At 57.8% G+C, this 19,735-nt stretch carries 10 protein-coding genes; 3 read left to right on the forward strand and 7 right to left on the reverse strand.

The genetic code is table 11. From position 1 onward, the window contains the following. Positions 1-16 precede the first annotated feature (16 nt). Positions 17-505: a flagellar basal body-associated protein FliL gene (fliL, locus tag BLR29_RS09845; RefSeq protein WP_092136789.1), complete on the reverse strand. Its 489-nt coding sequence runs from the start codon at positions 503-505 to the stop codon at positions 17-19. Positions 506-1,023: 518 nt separating this feature from the next. On the opposite strand from fliL, the gene BLR29_RS09850 reads away from it, so the two are divergent. Next, a complete protein-coding gene (locus tag BLR29_RS09850; protein WP_092136790.1) occupies positions 1,024-3,615 on the forward strand; it encodes a bifunctional aconitate hydratase 2/2-methylisocitrate dehydratase in 2,592 nt (863 codons plus the stop codon). Positions 3,616-4,073: 458 nt separating this feature from the next. Here BLR29_RS09850 and BLR29_RS09855 read toward each other — a convergent pair whose 3' ends face one another. The 3 genes from BLR29_RS09855 to BLR29_RS09865 all read right to left on the reverse strand — a co-directional run bounded on the left by BLR29_RS09855 (position 4,074) and on the right by BLR29_RS09865 (position 10,606). Beyond that, on the reverse strand, positions 4,074-4,814 hold the full coding sequence (locus BLR29_RS09855) for a hypothetical protein (RefSeq protein WP_092136791.1): 741 nt from the start codon (positions 4,812-4,814) through the stop codon (positions 4,074-4,076). A 294-nt stretch (positions 4,815-5,108) separates the two neighbouring features. Next, positions 5,109-6,572, reverse strand: coding sequence for a DUF6035 family protein (locus BLR29_RS09860; protein ID WP_143018432.1), 1,464 nt, complete (start codon positions 6,570-6,572; stop codon positions 5,109-5,111). 80 nt (positions 6,573-6,652) lie between these two features. After that, positions 6,653-10,606: an NACHT domain-containing protein gene (locus BLR29_RS09865; protein WP_143018433.1), complete on the reverse strand. Its 3,954-nt coding sequence runs from the start codon at positions 10,604-10,606 to the stop codon at positions 6,653-6,655. A 257-nt stretch (positions 10,607-10,863) separates the two neighbouring features. Between BLR29_RS09865 and BLR29_RS09870 the strand changes: the two genes are divergently transcribed. Then, the gene (locus BLR29_RS09870; protein WP_092136794.1) at positions 10,864-11,442 is read left to right on the forward strand and encodes a hypothetical protein; all 579 of its coding nucleotides are present in this window, start codon (positions 10,864-10,866) and stop codon (positions 11,440-11,442) included. Between the two features lie 189 nt (positions 11,443-11,631). Then, the gene (locus tag BLR29_RS09875) at positions 11,632-13,026 is read left to right on the forward strand and encodes an AlbA family DNA-binding domain-containing protein (protein WP_092136795.1); all 1,395 of its coding nucleotides are present in this window, start codon (positions 11,632-11,634) and stop codon (positions 13,024-13,026) included. Positions 13,027-13,242: 216 nt separating this feature from the next. On the opposite strand, the gene BLR29_RS09880 is transcribed toward BLR29_RS09875, so the two are convergent. The 3 genes from BLR29_RS09880 to BLR29_RS09890 form a co-directional block, all read right to left on the reverse strand. Beyond that, positions 13,243-14,163, reverse strand: a complete 921-nt coding sequence (locus tag BLR29_RS09880) for a hypothetical protein (protein ID WP_092136796.1) — start codon at positions 14,161-14,163, stop codon at positions 13,243-13,245. Next, the gene (locus BLR29_RS09885) at positions 14,160-14,966 is read right to left on the reverse strand and encodes a HipA family kinase (RefSeq protein WP_092136797.1); all 807 of its coding nucleotides are present in this window, start codon (positions 14,964-14,966) and stop codon (positions 14,160-14,162) included. The genes BLR29_RS09880 and BLR29_RS09885 overlap by 4 nt, the downstream gene beginning before the upstream one ends. 145 nt (positions 14,967-15,111) lie before the next feature. Then, the gene (locus tag BLR29_RS09890) at positions 15,112-19,257 is read right to left on the reverse strand and encodes an NACHT domain-containing protein (protein ID WP_176860916.1); all 4,146 of its coding nucleotides are present in this window, start codon (positions 19,255-19,257) and stop codon (positions 15,112-15,114) included. Between the last annotated feature and the right edge of the window lie 478 nt (positions 19,258-19,735).

Genomic DNA, 19,735 nt, shown 5'->3' on the forward strand with positions numbered 1-19,735 from the left:
GCGGCAGGGGTACGGCTTACTGCACCACGAACGATGTGAACAAGACATCCAGGATCTTCTGCGCCGGCAGGCTCGGGGCAAACGGCTGGCTGATCGCCGCCTGGATGTCCTGTGCCAGGCGGCGCTTGCCTTCCACGGTCGCCAGGTCCGCCGGCTGACGGGCCGACAGCAGCAGCAGGATGCGGCTGCGTGCCTCGGGCTGGTACTGCGCCAGGCGAGCCTGGGTTTCGCTGTCCGCCACCTTGAGCGAGAGCCCCGTGTGCAGGAAGCGGTCGCCGTCCTCGCTCTTGAGGTTCACGGTGAACGCATCCAGCGGCACGAAGATCGGGGGCGGCACCACCGGAGCCGCTGCCGCCGCCGGCTGGCGATTGCCACCGATGACGCTGCCCAGCACGAAGCCGCCAACGCCCAGGGCCACCACCAGCACGCCGCCGCCGATCAGCAACAGTCGGCCGCGCTTGCTCGGATTGCCGCCGGTCTGGGAGGGGGAAAGCGTGTTCGCCATGAGATGCCTGTGTCGGAATGCCTGCCATTCTTCCCGAATCGCAGGCAAGCAAAGGGCCGATAAAAAGGGGGAAACCCGTTCAGCTTGGCCGTTTGAGCTGGACGGGCATCGGACGCAGGAGCGCATCGGCGCGCCATTTGCGCCTGCAAGGTGGTTAACGAATACGGGGCGCGGAACTTAAGACGAACGTGCCCGACGGCGCATGGGCAAGGCATAAAAGTGATGTATAAGGCTCTGTAAAGGGCGGCTGGCGTGGGACTTCCGCGCGCCGGAATCTCCACTCCGGGTTTTGCCCGCTTGCATGGCGGCCGGTGGCTGACATGTCAAATGGATGCAGTCATTCACCCGAAATCCCTTGTCAAACAGTGCTTCATGATATTTAACTCTTATATAAGATATAAGACATTTGATCTCGGGCGGACTTCGGTCTACAATCACGCGGCACCTGGCGGTGTTGCGCCGCCAGCCCCACAGAGACAAGAGCAGTACCGTTAAAACCCTATTAACAGCAGGTTCCCATGCTTGATATCTATCGCGCCCATGTCGCCGAACGCGCCGCGCTTGGCATCCCCCCTCTGCCGCTGACCGCCAAGCAGACTGCCGAGCTGATCGAACTGATCAAGAACCCGCCGGCGGGCGAGGAAAAGACCCTGCTGGACCTGATTACCTACCGCGTGCCGGCCGGCGTGGACGACGCCGCCAAGGTCAAGGCCTCGTACCTGGCCGCCGTGGCGCTGGGCAAGGAGTCGACCTCGCTGATCTCGCGCGCCCGTGCGACCGAGCTGCTGGGCACGATGCTGGGCGGCTACAACATCTCCCCGCTGATCGAGCTGCTTGACGACGCGGAAGTCGGCACCGTGGCCGCCAATGCGCTGAAGACCACGCTGCTGATGTTCGATGCCTTCCACGACGTGAAGGAAAAGGCCGACAAGGGCAACGCCAATGCCCGCGCCGTGCTGCAAAGCTGGGCCGATGCCGAGTGGTTCACCAGCCGTCCGGAAGTGCCGCAAAGCATGACCATCACCGTGTTCAAGGTGCCGGGCGAAACCAATACCGACGATCTGTCGCCGGCCCCCGACGCCACCACCCGCCCGGACATCCCGATGCACGCGCTGGCCATGCTGAAGAACAAGCGCGAAGGCGCGGCGTTCCAGCCGGAAGAAGACGGCAAGCGCGGCCCGGTGGCGTTCATCGAATCGCTGAAGGAAAAGGGCCACCTGGTCGCCTACGTGGGCGACGTGGTCGGCACCGGCTCCAGCCGCAAGTCCGCCACCAACTCGGTGCTGTGGTTCACCGGCGAAGACATCCCCTACGTGCCGAACAAGCGCTTCGGTGGTGTGTGCCTGGGCAGCAAGATCGCCCCGATCTTCTACAACACGATGGAAGACGCCGGCGCACTGCCGATCGAGCTGGATGTGTCCCAGATGGAAATGGGCGACGTGGTGGAACTGCGTCCCTATGAAGGCAAGGCCCTGAAGAACGGTGCCGTGATCTCCGAATTCAAGGTGAAGTCGGATGTGCTGTTCGACGAAGTGCGCGCCGGTGGCCGTATTCCGCTGATCGTCGGCCGTGGCCTGACCGCCAAGGCCCGCGAGGCGCTGGGCCTGGCCCCGTCCACGCTGTTCCGCCTGCCGCTGAACCCGGTGGATACGGGCAAGGGTTACACGCTGGCCCAGAAGATGGTGGGCCGCGCGGTTGGCCTGGCCGAAGGCAAGGGCATCCGTCCGGGCACGTACTGCGAACCGAAGATGACCTCGGTGGGCTCGCAAGACACCACCGGCCCGATGACCCGCGACGAGCTGAAGGACCTGGCCTGCCTGGGCTTCTCGGCCGACCTGGTGATGCAGTCGTTCTGCCACACCGCCGCCTATCCGAAGCCCGTGGACGTGAAGACGCACCACACGCTGCCGCAATTCATCAGCACCCGTGGCGGCATCTCGCTGCGCCCGGGCGATGGCGTGATCCACTCGTGGCTGAACCGCATGCTGCTGCCCGATACTGTCGGCACCGGCGGCGACTCGCACACCCGCTTCCCGATCGGCATCAGCTTCCCGGCCGGCTCGGGCCTGGTGGCCTTTGCCGCCGCCACCGGCGTGATGCCGCTGGACATGCCGGAATCGGTGCTGGTCCGCTTCAAGGGCAAGATGCAGCCCGGCGTCACGCTGCGTGACCTGGTCAACGCCATTCCCCTGTACGCGATCAAGCAGGGCCTGCTGACCGTGGCCAAGCAAGGCAAGAAGAACATCTTCTCGGGCCGCATCTTGGAAATCGAAGGTCTGCCCGACCTGAAGGTGGAACAAGCCTTCGAACTGTCGGACGCCTCCGCCGAGCGTTCGGCCGCCGGTTGCTCGGTGCGCCTGAACAAGGAACCGATCATCGAATACATCAACAGCAACATCACGCTGCTGAAGTGGATGATCGCCGAGGGCTACCAGGACCCGCGCAGCCTGCAGCGCCGTATCAAGGCCATGGAAGCATGGCTGGCCGATCCGAAGCTGCTGGAGCCGGACGCCGACGCCGAGTACGCCGCCGTGATCGAGATCGATCTGGCCGACGTGCACGAGCCGATCGTGGCCTGCCCGAACGACCCGGACGACGTGAAGACGCTGGCCGACGTGGCGGGCGCCAAGATCGACGAAGTGTTCATCGGTTCGTGCATGACCAACATCGGTCACTTCCGCGCCGCGTCGAAGCTGCTGGAAGGCAAGCGCGACATCCCCGTGAAGCTGTGGGTCGCGCCGCCGACCAAGATGGACCAGAAGCAGCTGACCGAGGAAGGCCACTACGGCGTCTTCGGCACGGCCGGTGCGCGTACCGAAATGCCGGGCTGCTCGCTGTGCATGGGTAACCAGGCACAGGTGCGCGAAGGCGCGACGGTGATGTCGACCAGCACGCGTAACTTCCCGAACCGTCTCGGCAAGAACACCAACGTGTACCTGGGTTCCGCCGAGCTGGCCGCGATCTGCTCGCGCCTTGGCCGCATTCCGAACAAGGAAGAGTACATGTCGGACATGGGCGTGCTCAGCGCCAATGGCGACAAGATCTACAAGTACATGAACTTCGACCAGATCGAGGACTTCAAGGAAGTGGCGGATACGGTGAACGTGTAAGCGTCACCATCGCGCGTGACCTGCCATGTGGCTCTAAGCATTACTAAGAGCCAATGAACGCATTACTTTAAGCCAATGGCCACCCCCCGATTGCCCGGAAACCCGCGCCGGGCGTGGCATTGGCTCTAACTAATGCTTAGGCGGTTTGGAGCATTTTGAGAAGGGCGACCCCTAGGGTTGCCCTTTCTTATTTTTCGGCGTTTGTGCCTTATATTGCACTTTAAGACGTCGCTTCCCGACGCTCTTGCATGCCCCTGACGGCCCGCTCGCCCGTCATTCTATTGTGCTTAATCAGGCACTCGCTAGAGCCTTGTACTGAGACTCGCCGGCCGGCCGTTTGGCCCGCGTATCTCCTTTCCCGCCCCTCTCTTTCCCCCTTTTTGAGTCGCGACCCTAGCGGTCTCCTCGCTGAGCCTTTGAAGGTGCGACGTGCCTTGAGCATGTCTCCAGTTCAGGCATTACGCTGAAGGCGGCTGCAGCCGCTCCTTCATGCGCGCCTCACAGACATCGCGCACCGCAGTCAGTACGCCTACCGCAATGTCTAGCGGGGAGCTCTCGTCCGTTTTGAGCTTTGCATATTCTTCCCGGCTGGGCATGGGTTGGCGAAACTCTCCTATCGCTGGATGCAGCATCGCTGCGGCGAACCAATCGTAGTCGTAGTAAGGCCCTTTCAACTTCGCGCTCTCGGGAAGCTCGCGCAGTCGTGCGGATAGCTCGGCCGAGAAGCTTCGGACATACTCGAGGCACAGCATTTCCGCATCTTGCTCGGGCGCTTCGATTTCCACCGCTTCTCCTCGCATGCCTTTGCGTCGGATGTTTACGGCAACGTAGAACTTTCCCTCCGCCCAAAGAGCAATCAGCCTGTAGCCATCATGAACCAGGCTATTCCGCATCCGCTGCATCAAATCAGCATGTGCCACGTCCGCGATTAAGCTCCCCCAACTGAAGCCCAGTCCCGCCTCCTTTATTAAGTCCTTGTATGTCTGGACGAGGGCTATGAGAGAGGTGAGGCGATATTGGAAGACATTGCCTGGCGATTTCTCGGTCGGTTTCTGCGTGCGAATGGACTCCTTGAACGCATCGATGGACGCCTTGCTTGCTTGTATGAGTTCATCCAAGCGGAAGTGCAGTTCTTTCGACGTTGCTGCGACTTGGTGCTGGAACGCGAGGGCGTCGACGTGATGGAAGTACGTGCTCATTCGTTACGTGGGTGAAGGTAAGCGTCTGCCTAGCCTAAGAGTTGGCGCGTTGGCGCAGGTCCGGTGCTCAGGGCCCCGAAAGGAAGGCCCGACAAAGATGTGGCTTCGCGTCAAGAACGGTCCCCCTGTCGCCTGTTCTGTCCGATTCTTGACTTTTCGGGCGCATTGCGTAGGACGGTTTGTCCGAATCCTGTATGAATCTGGCCCAGAAATGTCCGAAAAGTGTAGGAAACAGGGACCCAAGGCTTCACGAGACACTTCACGGATGGCAGGGCCGAATCTCGCGACTGACTTCTAACGCGCCGGCTGTAGTTCGGGAAAAAGAATGTAGAACGCCCTGTCAAAGTCGGCCGTTCGCACCTCGTCGTTGGCGTTCGTCTTCTGGCGGTAGATACCGTAGTTGCGTGAAGCGATTGAGTCCCGAACATCGTAGCCAATATCCGACAGCCGCCCATGTATGCCTGCGGCATACCAGAAGACGCTGTAGTAGCCGAAGGCAGCGCCAAAGACCATGTCTTCCAGATGCTTGAGGTTGACGGCGCGACTCCCCACGATTCGTCCCAACCGGAGTGAAATGAGTGCACCCAGGATGAGACGAAGGTCTTCCCGACCCTCGAGCGTCTTGGGAGCGGTTGGGCATGCCGCGCGGAGGTACGGTGCTAGGACGGCATAGGCGTAGTCTTGAACGCGTCGCGTACTAAATTTCGTGGCCTCATCTGCAGCAAGCCATACTCGCTCCAGGTCGCTCGACATCGTCGCGTAACTCGCTTCAAGGCCCACCCATTCGGCGATATCCGTATCCAGCTTTGCCTCGACGCGCGGCGAGATGTATGGTCTGTTCTCAAACTGGCGGGCTCGCCTTTCCTCGTGGAATGCTGCTGCCTTCTCGCCCATCAGCTTCGCGTTAGCTTCTTTAAGGGCTGCTTCGAAGTCGAAATAGAAGGCGCGTTGGCGGCCAAAGTCGAGCGTGAGCTCCGAGAAGCCCACTAGCTTCTTATGCCAACGGTATTGGATAGAGCCGCCTTGCGCAACGGGTTCCTGCCAACGACACCAGAGATGTAACTCTCCAGCCTGGCGTGTCGTTTCGACGCTGTGGGCGTCGATTGCGAAGATGTTCCAGTTATTGTTGTAGAAAACGTCGCGCTCACTGAACCGCATCTCGCTCTCTGAGAGGGTGAACTCGCGAAATATCCAAAAGAGCAGGGCACCTTCGCCAAGGTAGAACTTCCGTCTGGCTGCTATGGTTGCGACGAACGTGGTGGAGAGTTGAGCCTCGAAGACCAGCGTCTTGCCATCCCGAGTCGCGCGCACATCAGGTTTTCGCCATTTGGACCGGTCGCGCCAGCTTTGCATACGTTCATCTTCGACAACAGAGCCGGCGTCGATATTGCGGTCCGCCCGTAGGCTCTCTGCTATCCATGATTTGACCTGCCGGTGTGCCGCGGATTCCTTCGCGCCGTTGTAACTGAGCGCCTCCCATTCGTCTTTAGACAGCACAAAGCCCGAGCGGTACGGACACTCCGCACCAGGATTTCTCGGGTGTGCAAAGTGGTAGATGCGGTCGGTGGAGCCCCGGATGCTCAATGGCTCAAGGCAATACGGGCAGGTGTAGCGTCGACGCCCATCTTCCAGCCTGACAACTTCGTCTTCTAGCCGTAGCTGGTGCTTGTGGGCGTCATCGCCGTCGAGCACGGAGTCTGCCGTGACCTGTAGATGGCTATGGTTGTCGTAGACAAGCTCGATGGTGCGCGTTGCCATGTGTCCGTATACCGGGGTGAATTGACGGATGCGTATGTCGATTTGCATCCAAGGAGGAAGCGCAAAGCCTTTTCACCTACTTAAGAACGCAACAGCAAGCCGTCCTCATTTACAAGGAGCTCGCGACGAATCTCTCCAATCTCTCGTAATAGCCACTGCAAGTTATCACTAAGATGTTCCTTCCTCGGAGCGGAGAGGAGTTGTTCCAGGTGGATTAGCAATACGTCAGTGGCGTAGTTGCGAAACATGTTGGCTACATATCTAACGTTGTGCAGATTCAGCGGGCTACTGACGACCACATTGAGCAACTCCAGGTGCGTCTCATAGAACGATGGGTCGCTTGCCGAGCGCAGGTCGTGGAGAAGGCGGTCGATATTCAGCGCGCCACTTTTGGCGAAGATGAGAAGTTGCTCAGGTGGAAGTTCGTTTATGACGTTACCAAAAACCTTTGGAATCAGAGGCATCAACGTCGAACTCGCCATCATCCGGTCAAGAAGTCTTTGGTCGAATTGTTGCAGGCTTCCGACGGCCTCCAAAATCTGGGCGGCCTTCTCATCGTCGTCGGCGAACGGCTGCAGCACCGCTTCAATCGCAACTTCGGGAACAAGTTTCAAGACCTGTGCAGAGAAATGCTTCTCCCAGTTGTCGACGAACTGCCTTGCGAACCGGACTTCAAAGGGAGCATTGCTAACCGGCGTAGCCGCTCCTAGTCGAATCCCAGTTTGCTTGCTCCATGTTAGGTAGCGTTCAAGTAGAAGTCTTCCGTGATATGCGCCCAACCTGAAGCCCGATAGATATTGTCGAACGAGCCAGGGAACGCCAACAGACTGCACTTGTGCTGCTACGAAGATAATTGTCTCGCCGACCTTTGGGCTGATGCCAAGAGATTGGGTTGTGGGGTTATAGAGGCGCCTAGACACCTCGTCGAGAATCTCGCTAGGTAGGTCTTCAAAAAATGATATCGCTTCGAGTGCCGGCAAATGTTGATGACCACCGAAGGAGTCAGGCAGCTCTGCTATTAGCTCTGGCAACACATCGTTGCCATGTCGAGCAATCAGAACTCTCCACCCTTGCTCATAGTATCCCCGCGCAATCCAATCCCGTGCCGTAACATCATCGATGTCGAGGCTGACCAGGTCTCGCAATCCGTTATGATGGGTGTGACCTTCCGCAGCAAAAGCAACCCGCTGGAATCTGCCTATCCAAGGCTCACTCATTTCCTTGACGGCCATCCCCACAAGATGCTGCGCCCGAGTTTCCATCTCTGGGAAGCAGGCTAGCAACGTGGCATAGACATTGTCGTCTCCACAAGAGAGCAATACCTTATTGAGATGCCACCAGCCGCCAGAGAGGTTCTCGCCACCATTCGGGTAGTTTTGCGCCACCCAAAGGGCGAACTCTTTATTGGCGCGTCTATCGCTGACAAATCTGAGCAACCATGCTGACTCTTCAGCCAGTGGCTTGAGATACGGCATCGTCCACTGAGGAACCCGCGTTCCGCACGCCAATGTGCAAGCGACAGCTCGTTTCGGTTCGATTCGACCAAGTCGGTACATCCTCTCAATCCACGGCAGCCAGTTTTCGTCTCCCCTTGCCGCAATCTCGTCGAGTACGGTGTCCGTTCCTTCAGCACCGAGCCAAGTTGCAAGAACTTCCTTGTGAGAAAAAAGAATGGATACGTCTATGGCTGCGCTAAACGCTGCGACATAGAGCTTGAGCTTTGATGTCTCCCGGATTACTTCGAGGGCCTTGCGTACGAAGGACGCCTTGTTTGAGCGCATCCCGGCAACGGCGGCTCGGCATCTCACCGCGAGATTAGGGTGAGTGAACATTGCGTCGAGCTTTGCAACCAGCGCGGAGTTCATAGAAGGCATGCCGAGACTCGCATCTAGCCCTATCGCGAGAACCGCATCGACGTCGGCGACGCTTGGGATATCCTCCGATTCCGCGGTCTCACCCGACTGTAGTGCAAGATTCAGGCTCTCGCGGCTGTCCAGCTGGCCGATGGCTTGCCACAGGCGTGAGCCTCGTAGAGTGCCCACGCCGGATAGCCAACTCCAGTACAAATCATGGACAGGTATGGCCAGGTTGCCTCGTCGGGTAATGGTGCCGAGACTGTGCAAGAGATGGAGTGGGTTATCGACCTTGTACGAGCCTGCGTGCTTTACCAGTGCCGCCTCTAGCTTGAGGTAAGACCTGTCCTTGCGTAGGGAAATCAGCGAAACAGCGTCGCTCAGAAGTCCACTGTACTGCTCTGGTAAGCCTTTTGATACGTGCCGGTGGAAATAGGCAATGAGCTCTCCTGGCGTCGACGCTGCACCGCCCAGCAGCAAATAAAGGGAAAGCATAAGGGGAAGCTGAAGCAATCCCATAAGCGCGTCATCGAGCCGCTTTGCATCGCCAAAGGCTTGTGCCACCGTGTGCCGAATGTCATGAGGCGCCAGTCGTTCCAGTACCCAACACTTGAACGTGGAGTCGTTCTCGTCAGCATGTCGTGCGCAGGCGATGACTTTCACATCAGAAAGAATGCGTAGCAGTTCCGTTCGTTGGGAAGGGTCTCCGACAGCATACTCAGACCATCCGTCTAGCAAGACGCAAACTCGCGGATTTCTCAATGCGCTGACTGCGCTCCCTGTCGGAAGTAGGTCCGACAGCTGATTCAGCACGTCGTTGGCGGTCTTCATGCCTCCGATGGGCAGAAGAAGCGGTATTGGTTGCGTTGACTTAACGCTGCTCGGGTCGGCGCGTTCGTCAGTCTCCGACGATTCCGTCTCCAATACTTGCCGCTCTGCTGCTTCAAGAAGGAATTCTGCCAAACGGAAGAAAGTGTGGCTCTTCCCGGCGCCGGGCGTTGCATAGACGAGGTGATGCAATTCTGAGTGGATGACGAGTTCCGAGATTCGTACTCGTCGAGGATTGCGCTTGTCTAAGCTATTGTTGTCCGTTGCCCAACGCTCAGCTTTGGACAGGGATTCCAAAGCCAACCGTACGCCGGAGGACGCCTCAGGAAACAGCGCAGTGATGGAAGGCGGCCTCCCAACGTTGCAGAGTTGACGTGCGACCTTGACCAACAGGGCTTCGTTGATTGCGAGGTTGTCGGGGCGCTCCGCCGCGACTTCCGGCCCTGCACGCATCGCTGCGTCACTGAGGTCAATGTAATGTTGCGACGGAACCGATACGGCGGTCGCGGACTGGAAGGCCGAAATGAACGCGTCCCGGTCTAACATGCGCGACCCTGACCGTAGCACCACGCGGAATAGGTGTCCCATTAGCGCATCGTACGAGTTCGACGCGGATATCGCTTCCGCACGAACAAGCAACCTGTTGGCGACCAAGAATTCTCGTCCCTCTTCTTCAAGCGCGTCCCACGAGGGTGCGCCGCAAGCGAACGTAATTCGGTTCAGTAATCGATGGCGAAAATCCTCTTCGGAACAACTAGTGAGAAATTTTCCAAGCTCGCCTTCTGTTATTCGGGTGCGAAGAGCTTCGAGCAGTTCGACAACTGAATGATTCCCATTTTTGGCGAGTGTCCAGGCCTCCAGTGCAGGAACGCCGCTCATCAAGGGAGTAAGTTTCTCCTTGCCAATGGGTGACGTACTTAGAAATGTCACAAACACTTGCTTCCCCGCATTCTCCTCTTGGAGAGAGAAGAGAGACTTCAGGGTAGTTAGTACCTCTTGCGAGTTCAGTGTGACGCTTCCCGACTCTCTAGTATCCTTGACTTGCACTGCATGAAGAGTCTTCTCGGTGTGACCGGGGCCGGCAAGCAGCTCTGCGTAGTCTTCAGCCACCTCAAGATACAACTCCCCATCGTCGGGTAGGCGCATCCAGGCTCTAAGAGAGGCATGGAGTTGATAGATATATCCGCGAAGCGACGATATCGCTTGCCTGGCTGCTTGTTCTGCATTTAGCTTCCAAGTGTTCGGCTCGGTGCCAAAACGGTCAATTTTTTGCGCGGCCATGACGAAAAAGTAAGGCAGGTACTCGATATGCTTCGGGTATGGATATCTGCAGGCGGAAGAAGTAGCTGGCATCTTGTTGGTGCCACCCCCTAGCCTAGCACTGTTTTTGGTTCTGAAAGAGTTGGTGAAAGAAACCGGACAAGGCGACGCTGCCAGGGAATTACCAAAAATTGGTTAGCATTGAGGACATATTTCCGGCTTGGATATCCTTGGCTTACGCCACCGCAATTCATCCTCGTTCGCCAGCCCTATACTCTCCCGCAGCAAGTTCAGCGCTGCGTGAGCAGGCCAGCCGGCGTGCTCACATCGTGACGATGCGGGAACTGAGAATGTACGTTTACGAGGTGTTCAAGAATCTGAAGCTTGTGGAAGACAGTGTCGAGTCAGTGGATGATTGGGTCCATCCGACAACGGGCCTGAAGCTGGAAAAAGCGGTGTACCTGGACGGCAGTGCGGTCGCTCGTCGAGGCTACCGCACACATGAATTTGTTGGGTCGGCAATCTATAGCTATGACCTTCGCCTGGAGTACTCGCTGGCGCTGGGATGCCAAGGCCGCGACTGGCACGACGTTCTTGCCAAGATGATTGGCTACGACCGCACGAAGCCTGAGGTGTACCCAGATGACAGCGCTTTCGTGGAATTGCTTGACCCGTACTACTCGGGAGCGACCTTTGGACCTAGTGTCTCCCGCAAACTGCTCGAAGATTTCGACAATTGGCAGGAGCGGGCATCGAAGGTGATGGAGGCGGTGTCTATCCGGAGCGAACCAACAGACTTGTTTGCAGCGCCTCCCGCACCGGAACTTGTCTACGATGATGCGTTCACTCTTGCCTTCTGGTGGCTGCGCAACTGCTTCGCCCACGCTGCCGAGAATGGCATTGTCCGGCTGTACAAGAAGCCTGGTTGACGTACTGCAGTGGCCTATAGGTGAGCGTGAGCCAAGCGGGGCTTGGTCATCCGGCGTCCTGCGCTCGTGCTCCGAAGTGAGCGGCTACCTCGCGAAGCGACTCCTGGTATGCGATACCAAGTGCTCACAACACAGTAGCCCGATGCGATACTGATGCGCTTGCAACGACTTGCCGGGAGTGGAAGCGCAATGGTGGATACCAACCGTGAGCTTATTGAGCAGCTTGTGCTGCGTCCAAGTGAAAATCTGAACGTTGAAATCAAGACTTGGATTTCGCCGGCGCACGCGGCGGGCCAAGCGAAAATCGTGAAAGCGGCGCTTGCATTGCGGAACCGAAATGGGGGCTTCCTCATTATCGGATTGAACGATGAGACGCTGACCCCTGACATGGAAAACGCGCCGGCCAGCGTACGAGATGACTTCCATGCGGATGTCATCCAGTCTCTCGTATCCAAGTACGCTTCGGAGCCGTTTCAGGTGGGTGTGGAGTACGTCGAGCGCGACGGCATCGAGCTTCCGGTTATCGTGATTCCGTCGGGGTTGCGGACGCCCGTCGCAGCCAAAGCTGACCTTTTTGTCGACGGGAACCCCCAAATCCGCGCAGACGAGGTGTACTTTCGGACCCTCGTTGCGAATAACTCAGTCAGCTCCACGAAGATTAAATGGAAGGACTGGCGGGACCTCATTGAAATTTGCCTCGACAATCGCGAGGCAGACATTGGCCGCTTCGTCCGTCGGCATCTCGCTGGCGTCGGCCCTACGATGCTCCAAGAATTGGTTGCAGCGCTTGGGGGCGTTTCGCCGCCGCAGCAACCATCTGACAGCGACCTAATGGAGGCAGTCCTGGATGAGGGGATGGGACGCTTTGAGGCCGTCGTCAAAGAGCGTGGCTTAGCGTTACCACCCCATGGTTCATGGGAGGTTGCACTAATAATCGATGGCGAGTTCACGCCTCTTCCGCTAGACCAGTTTGCATGGCAGTTGAATGCGAGCAATCCCGACTACACTGGTTGGCCAGTGTGGCTGGACAGCCGACAGTTCTCCGACGAATCCGCTCGTCCCTATGTTCACAACGGCGGATGGGAATCGCTCATCGTGACGATAAATTCGGAGTACTTCAACCATATTGACTTTATGCGGCAGGCCCCCATCGGTCGGTTTTACAGCTATAGGGCGCTCGAGGACGACATTACATCTGGCAAGAACGCCCCTAAGCCGATGAAGTTCCTGGACGCCATTCTTCCTGTACTCAGGGTGACCGAGGCAATCGCTGTCGGTTTGGCCTTTGCGAAGGCGTTGCAGGTCAACGAGGAGGCTACCCTCAAATTTGCTTTCCGCTGGAGCGGTCTCAATAATCGTGAGCTAACCTCTTGGGCAGACCCGATGCGGTATGTTTCATCGCGCAAGACGAGGCAAGACGTCGTCGTGTCGATGGTATCGGTACCCGCAGACACGCCGGTGTCTGCGCTTAGCCAGCACGTAAAGACGGCCGTTCAGCCGTTATACGAAGTCTTCAGCGGATTCATGCTGCCCGATTCAGTGCTTGAGGACCTGACGCAAAAGCTTATTGAACGGCGGCTGTAAGTCAGTGCTGGTGGGGGTGTGCAACGCGTAATCGGCGTCGGGCGGAATGAGTCAATATGGCGTACGCCATCGCAGCCCGTCACTCCTGGTTGCCCTGGACAACGTGCTTGAGCACAGGAGCGTTCACCCGACGGCTAAGGTCACGACCACCGAAGAACCTCGCCCGCGATGAACTGCGCGGTGGTGTGCACCGCGAGGACATTGTCCGGGCAGCTGCTATTGCTCAACCGACGCCCACTCCCACACATCACGCGCCAGGGGCCCCGCGGCATCGTGCATGGAAACCACAAAGCCTTGCTTCTCCAAACTCCAGCTCTGCTCGCCGAGAATGTTCTCGATGCGCTCCAATTCCGACGGTGGCATCGAACCGTCCGCAGGAACCATCACGAAGAGCCCGATTTGCCGGTCTTCGAGTTCCCTAATGCGCGAGTATGTTGCCAGGTCTCTGGACGCGCGGAGGAAGTTCAGCTCGACACTGGTTGGAGTCTTGTAGATTGCTGAGATAACACTACCAACCTTACCCGCTGGTTCCAGATTGAACTCGAGCATATGTGACTGCCCTGATGTCCTGTCGACCACCGCCCTTTGTGGGTAGACACTCAAGCGTTCGAAAGACAATCCCGCAATACGTTTCAGCTCGTCATCCACAAGCCTCCGAACCGCAGCATTATCTAGGGTGACAAAATCACGCGTCTTTCGTTCTTCCCTTGGAATAAACGGAACGACGTCTACAAAGAGACGGCTTAGTACGGCATCCACTGACCTGCCAGAGGTTGGCCACAGGTCGCCCAACATCACCATCCCGGTGTCAAACTGCGTATCAGCGAGAGCAATCTTCGACTTCTGTGCTCGCAGCAGCCCGTGCTCAGCAGCCTCAATGAGCGTGCGAATCTCGGCCGCATCATCTCGACCGTAGAGGCAATCAAACTTGCTCACATCCTCGAGCAAGCGAAAGATGAAGTTGCCATCCTGGTCCGCCACTGCGACGCCTACTGTGTACCGCTGCCTGGCAAAGGCGTCGGGCTGCAGTTCAATCGTTGCCCAAGTGCCCTCAAATTCGGCCCTCGGCACAGCGGTAGCATGCTTTCGCAGATGAGCGTAGGGGTCGTCCCCAGCGGATAAGAACATGCTCTTCATACGATGTGTCCAAGTTCGTTGGCAAGCCAATCTGACTGAGCACGCTGCCCCAAGAACTGCAGGATGTCCGTTGCGCGTGCTGTACCTTCCGCCGCATCGGCATACATCGCGGTGATGAACTGCTGCAGCGATGGCGTCACTTTCAGGAATGCTTGCTCGTGCTGTTGAGAAGCCACGACCATCGCAGCCTCGAACTTAGTATAGCCAGCGCTCTTGAGCATCTCGCGTGCTTGTGCGCGAAGACTGTTGGGCGCGCACGTAATTCCGCCGGCTACCCAGACCAACGTGTATAGAATGAATTCGTTGTCGATGGGTACGAAGTCACCAGCGCTGTTACGTAGAAAATTTCCGGTGTGCCGGTCTTGATTTTCTACCCAGGCATCAAATGCGGCAATCCGTGCGACGTCCTGGTGGCGAAAGGCGCGCGCAGCTCGGAAGGCGGCAAGCCAATTCCACCGACTGGTGATGTGCTTGCCGGGTACAGCGGACGAGCAAAAGGCCAGCACATGCTCGTAGTGCATCCAGTGCTGGTCTAGCGGCATGCATTGCCGTAGTTTCTGGACTGGAAGTAGGATTAGTGCGGCAAACTTGGGGCGTGGCAGCTCGAGTGCGTCAGCGACCAGCCAGGCGAGCCCCTCAGTGAACGCCATGGGGTTACCCTGAGGAGCCGCCTTCACGAAGCACTTGTGCTCTTGCCCTGTATGGTCAACGATAAGCGCTTGGTGGATGGTGTGGTTTTGCCCCCGATTTGAAGGCGCGCTACGAAACTCTCGCCAAGCCGAATCCGGCAAGATTGGAATCATCGGGTCTCCTTCGCCCTTTGCCCTTGGTCACGCGCGATGATATACCGTCAAATACTCTGTTGGCTGCCCCACTAAAGTGGTCTCAAGTCTCCGGATTATCGTGTGGGAATGGCTCCGTAATCGTCGCGGTGACCTCGCCGGGGTTCTACGCGTCGGGGTCAGGTCGCAATATCGGCCACGGCTTCCCGGAGGCTAAATCTGGATGCCGTGTCTCATTTTCTGGAACGCCAAGCTGGTCACGCACTGAATCAATATGCCGCAGCCATCTAGCGGCAGAATCCGCCGGTCCGCCATCCCCTGTCATTGCAAGCAGCCGCCTTCGTATGCTGGTTGCAGCGACTGGGAGCACGTCAAAAGCACCTTTCCACGTATCCGACGGGACCTGCTTCGAAACAAGACTATTCACCATGCGCCACGTTACAGCTGGAGGTGCTCCCGTTTTATCTAGCGCGAGAAGTATCATGAGCCCCTCTTCATCCGGCGCCTCGACGACGCATTGGACCAAGAGCGCGTGTCCTTGTGTCGGTGGGTGAGCCTGCAATGCCTGATACGCCATCGCACGAAGCTCAGGATGCTTGCGCAGTAGGCTGGCAAGCTCTCGACCCATCTGCCATGCGTCGACGCCCACGCCGTTGAACGTCCCGGCGATGACGAGCTCCATGAGTGGATGTGCTGAGGAAAGCGTACCCATTTGAACTGCCGCCTGACGCCACTCAGTTTTGGCATAGAAGCGAGGGTCATCCTCCGCAAGTGCGAAAAGAAGCTGTTCGGCCTCGTTGGACGGGGAATCAACCAATAGCGACACCAAGTCCTTCAGGAGCCGGGGTTCGCGTTGTGCAGCGGGCATACGTCTAATGACGTCAAGTGCCTCCATGGGGCGGCTACCAAAGGGCACTAACGCAAGCCATTCTCGCAGCTCGTATCCGTCGCTTTGGGTGAGTATCCATGGGTCTCGTTCGGCCGCTACAAAGGTCTCTGTAATGCCTTCGAGGATGAGCTTGATGTCGACGATTTTTCCCGACTGAATCAACTGAGCAAACAAAGAGCGCCGCGCTCGTAGTGAAGCCGTCGCGATGAGTTCGACAATGACGTCGTCACGCTGACCATGCGGCAACCCACAAGCAATAATGCCCAACGCGACTGCAACATTGTTTTGTTTACTGGTCGCCCCGTTTTCTAGGCGCGGCGTAATTGCGGCGAAAATTGCATCGGCTGCATCCGAACTTGCGTCCGGTTCGGCGAGATGGGCGGTGCGCTTTTCCTTCACTCGTGAGAAGTCGCGTCCGAAGCGGAGCCGTTTACTTGCTACGGGTTCGTTGGCGTCTGTCCAATGTATCCCCAAGACACGCGCCGCCGATTCGGCGAAGTCGTCATCCCGCAGATACTCCTTCATGAGTGCGTCAGCCTCTGGCGCTTTGATGGCTGAGAACGCCCATTGATACTCGCCGGTTAGAGGATTTCTGGCCTCATGTGTTGCCTCACATGGCCTCCATTGGTTCGCCTGGGCCTCTGCACGGAAGGCTCTGAGGCGCTCCAAATTGTTGTCTAGCATCCGTTTCAGCGTGGGCAGAAGGTCTGCAGAAGGGGCTCGACTCGCCAATACAGCGACATTGGCTATCTCCAAGCGAGGCGCGTTGTCGGCGAGCAGTCGCGTTGCCCAGTCCACAACGAATGTTTGGATGATGGCGGCCGCCGTAGGGTCCGGTATGCTCGCCACGCCATCGTGGTCCTGAGTTCGGTGTGCGATAAGCTCAGCAAATTTTGACAGCTCCCCGTTTGTGGCATGGGCGGACCTCTCGCGTATGGCTTCCAGCAAGCTTCCCAACGGCACATTCAAAAGGCGCATTTCCAGCTGTTGGCTTCTCGCGCGTGCGGCTTCATCTGCTGGTTGCCCTGAGATTTCCAGCTTGCTGGATTCCAGGAAGGCATCCAACACGTGCGCAGTGGCCATTGGTCCTAGCGCGCAGGCCGCGGCTTTTGCTCGGTAGTCATCGCTCTTGTCTGATAAGACAATATCTCTGAGGTTCTCGTCTTCCACCACTATGTTCGCTTCGCTCAGGATATCCCGGGCGTTGTAGAACAGAGTGCTGCCGGCCAGCACACGCGACAAAGTGCCGGCGACTACGGCCTTTGGGTACTTGAGGTGCGCCTCATATATGAGACGCTCCTCGACATCGAGCTGTTGGCCAAGTTCCATACTTTCTATGATGCCGGCCACGTCAGTACTTCTGTCCGCGCCGTCAGTCTCCGCCAGGATTGCTGCTAGCCGCTCCGTGATGGATTCACCTTGTGCAGCCTTTCGGGCAACCGCTGCGTCAATCTTCTTCCTCACGACGCGGTCCGAGATTTCTTCCCTGATAGATTTCATGGCTACCAGGTCGAATGTTGCTTCGCCCGCAGTCTCCAGTACTGTTGCGACATGACGGTCGGCTCGGCGAAAGGCAAAGGACTCTGCGACGGACGCCTGCACTTTCGGGACCGGCTCGTCCTTGGCAATGGCACTTACAAGGTCCATACCATCGACGTCGCCATACATCGCGATTTCTGTCAGCAGGATTTCTCGGATGCCGTCCGGCAGGGCGCGAATTTTCGCTTCGGCATCGTCCCCAAGAATTGATATGCGGAAGCGGGCGCAGTTGCGAAGGGTGCTAAAGCTTATCTGGTCGTCCTCATGAGTGATGAGCGGCCAAATGATGGTTGAGAACTCCGGCCTGCCAGATGTCATCATGAATCGTACGGCGCGGTCGACCTTGCCAGGTGCATGCCAGCGAGAGACGCAGTCTTGGATGACGCCGCTGACCTCTGCCCAAACCTCGTCCGTAGTTCGGAAAATCATTTCTGCCGCGAGAAGAGGGTCGACCTCCAAGGCAGCCAGAATTGCTCGCGCACAGGCGTTCTTCGCGTCTTGGTCGCCGAGCGCGAGCCGCTCGATAGCGAAGAAGATGGACTCTTCCCACGCTGGTATATCGAGAATCTGCTTCTTTAGTGCTTCCGTCGCTTCCCCATCCGCAGCGCTGGCGAAAAGGTGACGCTCGACTTCGTGAGAGGCGTACCACTCTTGAAACTGCTGGTGCTGGAAGGAGTATCCCGCGGCGTCGCCCAGTCGCATGAGGACATGATGGCTAACCAAGACATTTAGCAATTCTCCTGGCTGCGGCTTGTTGGAAATCTGACCATCGCCGGCCAGGTGGTCGGATGTCTGTGAGACGGCGCGTCGAGCGCTATCGTCGCTGAAAGCCGTGCTGGCATTGCGCGTGGCGACAACGGCCAGGTCGTCTAGATACTGCCCTTGGAACCCTTGCGCAACAGCCAGAAGAGCTTCGGCATTAGCATGGTTGTGTTCATGTGTTGCGACGAAACCTCGCAGGATTTCCTCTTTGGTCGTCGGAAAATCACTGCCTGGTGGCTGCGATAGAAGTGCTGTGAGATACAGCGGATTAGTGACGAGTTCACGTACTCCTGGTGTTCGCCAAGCATGGTCGACGATTCTCTTGCCGTCCTCGCCCAGGAGCGCAACGCCTATCGCCATCTGCTGGTCTTCACTGAGCGGCAAGAGTTCGACCTTGAGGCCGGAGAAGGGTAACTCCAGTCCTTGTTTACGCGTTGCGATGAAAAAGCCGAGATTGGGTAGCTCAGCCTTCAGCGTGGTGAGCTGCACGCGTGCCCGATTTCGCGAGGTCGGGTCTAGCTCATTCCATCCGTCGAGTAACAACGCGACACCCGGCTCTCTAGCGACGCGCCGGAAATCGTCTTCAGAGATTTCTCGGTAGGCGGGCCTCGAGAGGATAGATGCAAGGATGGTTGAGTTTTCCGTTGCCCAATCGCCTAATGGTACGAAGAGAGGCGTGCTTTGCGCGTTGGCCAGCATATGCTCGGCAACTTGGAACAGGCTCGTCGTCTTTCCCATTCCGGGAGGCGCCATGAGTATCAGGTCGTCTAGCTCTGTTACTGCGTTAGACAGCCCCTTCGTCGTCACAGGCTCATCGAGTCCTTCGACCCTCACAGTCAGTTCGATAGACGATGCCGGCCATTTCGCGGTCTTCCTAAAGACATCGAGGTCCGCATGCGCGGCCGTCTGGAGTTGCCTTTCAAGTTCGGACGTCTCGCGTCGGTGGCCGCCTTGGCTTCCCCTGACCTGCAGCACTTCGAGCATGGATTCACGCTCGGCTTCCTGTTTCCATAGACGGAGTTGCGCGACGGTGAACTGGGAGTCGGTCGAATCGATGGCCTTGCCGTGGTCACGGCACATCCACATGCCATTTCTGAACGACGAGCGCTCCTCGGGGGACATCGTCGCGTCGTAGCGGGGCCCGTTTGGAGCAGCGGCGCAAATGTGTGCGGCTGTGCCGATATTGATGACATCTGTTCCGTCAGATGTGGCGCCAACAGTCGCCTTTCTACATCCCGGATATGAGCAGCGCCACCCGGCAAGCTTTCCAATCTTCGTTACTGTCGCGGACGGAAAATCGTCACGGTTTTTTCTAGCCACAGATAGCTACTCCGATTGGTCGGCCCAGGGGCTCCACAAGTTGCGCATGGAAGGGCAATACACGCGGGAAGATGGGTCGAATTTTAGCCCGCGCGACCTCGTCGGCAGTGGGTGCTCCTCTTGGTCTGCCGGCTTGGATGCCCTGCTTTAGTGGGGACGCAAGGGACGTTCTACTACGACCATTCGATACGGCCCAGTCGATGCTGGGTCGGCGCGCCTTTTGTCCATTTGATATGTTACATATTCACCACATTTTGTCGGGCAACGGAGGCTTGCGCAG

The sequence above is a fragment of the Cupriavidus sp. YR651 genome (genome assembly GCF_900101625.1).
Classification (GTDB): domain Bacteria; phylum Pseudomonadota; class Gammaproteobacteria; order Burkholderiales; family Burkholderiaceae; genus Cupriavidus.